This window comes from Halorubrum sp. AJ67 (genome assembly GCF_000513435.1).
The window spans coordinates 136,648-138,696 of sequence record NZ_CBVY010000011.1 but is presented as its reverse complement, the minus strand read 5'-3'; the positions used below and the strand labels follow the sequence as shown (position 1 = coordinate 138,696).

1 protein-coding gene and 2 pseudogenes are annotated in these 2,049 nt (G+C 66.7%); all 3 read left to right on the top strand.

The genetic code is table 11. The features are described from left to right. Positions 1-715: succinate dehydrogenase/fumarate reductase iron-sulfur subunit (locus tag BN903_RS10425; protein WP_048077659.1), on the top strand; the 715-nt coding region annotated here is incomplete at its 5' end. Between the two features lie 53 nt (positions 716-768). After that, a pseudogene (locus tag BN903_RS18620) lies at positions 769-828 on the top strand (hypothetical protein); the annotation flags it as partial. Further along, positions 826-2,049: pseudogene (locus BN903_RS10420) on the top strand (FAD-binding protein); the annotation flags it as partial. The pseudogenes BN903_RS18620 and BN903_RS10420, both read left to right, overlap by 3 nt.

Sequence of the window (2,049 nt, the reverse complement as noted above, 5' to 3'; positions counted from 1 at the left end):
GCTGAAGGTGTTCCGCTACGACCCGCAGGTCGAGGGGAAACAGGAGCCGCGGTTCGACACCTTCCACGTCCCGTTCACGAAGGGGATGACCGTCCTCGACGCGCTGATGTACGCGCGCGACACGTACGACTCCTCGCTCACGTTCCGCCACTCCTGCCGGCAGGCGGTGTGCGGGTCCGACGCGATGTTCGTCAACGGCGGGCAGAAGCTGGCGTGTAAGACGCAGATCTCGGACCTCGAACAGCCGGTCCGCGTCGAGCCGCTCCCGCACGCCGAGGTGACCAAGGACCTCGTCGTCGACATGGAGCACTTCTACGACCAGATGGAGGCCGTCGAGCCGTACTTCCAGACGAACGAGTTCCCGGACGGCGAGCTCGAAGAGCAGCGACAGGACCGCGAGAACCGCGAGAAGATCAAGATGTCCACGCGCTGTATCTGGTGTGGCGCGTGTATGTCCTCGTGTAACATCGCCGCCGGCGACAACGAGTACCTCGGGCCCGCCGCGATCAACAAGGCGTACCGGTTCGCGATGGACGAGCGCGAGGGCGAGGAGATCAAACAGAAGCGGCTGGAGATCATCGAGCAGGAACACGGCGTCTGGCGGTGTCAGACGCAGTTCTCCTGTACCGAGGTGTGCCCGAAGGACATCCCCCTCACCGAGCACATTCAGGAGCTGAAGCGCGAAGCGGTCAAAAACAATCTGAAGTTCTGGTAGTCCCGACAGACAGTATCAAGGGACTCCGGAACCTACGAAATTACATACCAACAATGTACGAACACGACGTCGTCGTCGTCGGGGCCGGCGGGGCGGGACTCCGGGCGGCGATCGCGGCACAGGAAGCGGGTGCGGACGTGGCGATGGTGTCGAAGCTCCATCCCGTCCGGTCGCACACGGGCGCGGCGGAGGGCGGCATCAACGCGGCGTTACGCGACGCCGACTCCTGGCAGGACCACGCGTACGACACGATGAAGGGCTCGGACTACCTCGGGGACGCCCCGGCGGTCGAGGCCCTCTGTAAAGAGAGCCCCGAGGAGGTACATCCGGCTCGAACACTGGGGGATGCCGTTCTCCCGCGAGGACGACGGCCGCGTCTCCCAGCGCCCGTTCGGCGGGCTCTCCTTCCCGCGGACGACGTACGCCGGCGCGGAGACGGGCCACCAGATGCTCCACACGATGTACGAGCAGGTGGTCAAACGCGGAATTACGGTGTACGACGAGTGGCACGTGATGGATCTCGCGGTCACCGACGAGGACGACCCCGCCGAGCGGACCTGTCACGGCGTCGTCGGCTACGACATCCAGAGCGGTGAGGTTAGCGGCTTCCGCGCGAAGAACGGCGTCATCCTCGCGACGGGCGGGATGGGGCAGGTGTTCGATCACACCACCAATGCGGTCGCCAACACCGGCGACGGCGTCGCGATGGCGTACCGCGCCGGCGTCCCGATGGAGGACATGGAGTTCATCCAGTTCCACCCGACGACGCTGCCGTCGACCGGCGTCCTCATCTCCGAGGGCGTCCGCGGCGAGGGCGGAATCCTCTACAACGAGGACGGCGAGCGGTTCATGTTCGAACACGGCTACGCGAACAACGACGGCGAGCTCGCCTCCCGCGACGTCGTCTCCCGCGCCGAGCTGACCGAGGTCAACGAGGGCCGCGGCATCGAGGACGAGTACGTCCACCTCGACATGCGGCATTTAGGCGAGGAGCGCATCCTCGACCGGTTGGAGAACATCCTCCACCTCGCGGAGGACTTCGAGGGCGCGGACGGGCTCACGGAGCCGATGCCGGTCAAGCCCGGCCAGCACTACGCGATGGGCGGCATCGAGACGAACGAGCACGGCGAGACCGTCATCGACGGGCTGTACGCGGCCGGCGAGTGCGCCTGTGCGTCGGTCCACGGCGCGAACCGCCTCGGCGGCAACGCGCTGCCGGAGCTCATCGTCTTCGGGAAGCGCGCCGGCCGGCACGCGGCGGGCGAGGAGATGGGTGAGGCCGAGGTCACGACCGGCCGCTCCACCGACTGGGAGCCGGCCGACTACGAGTTCGG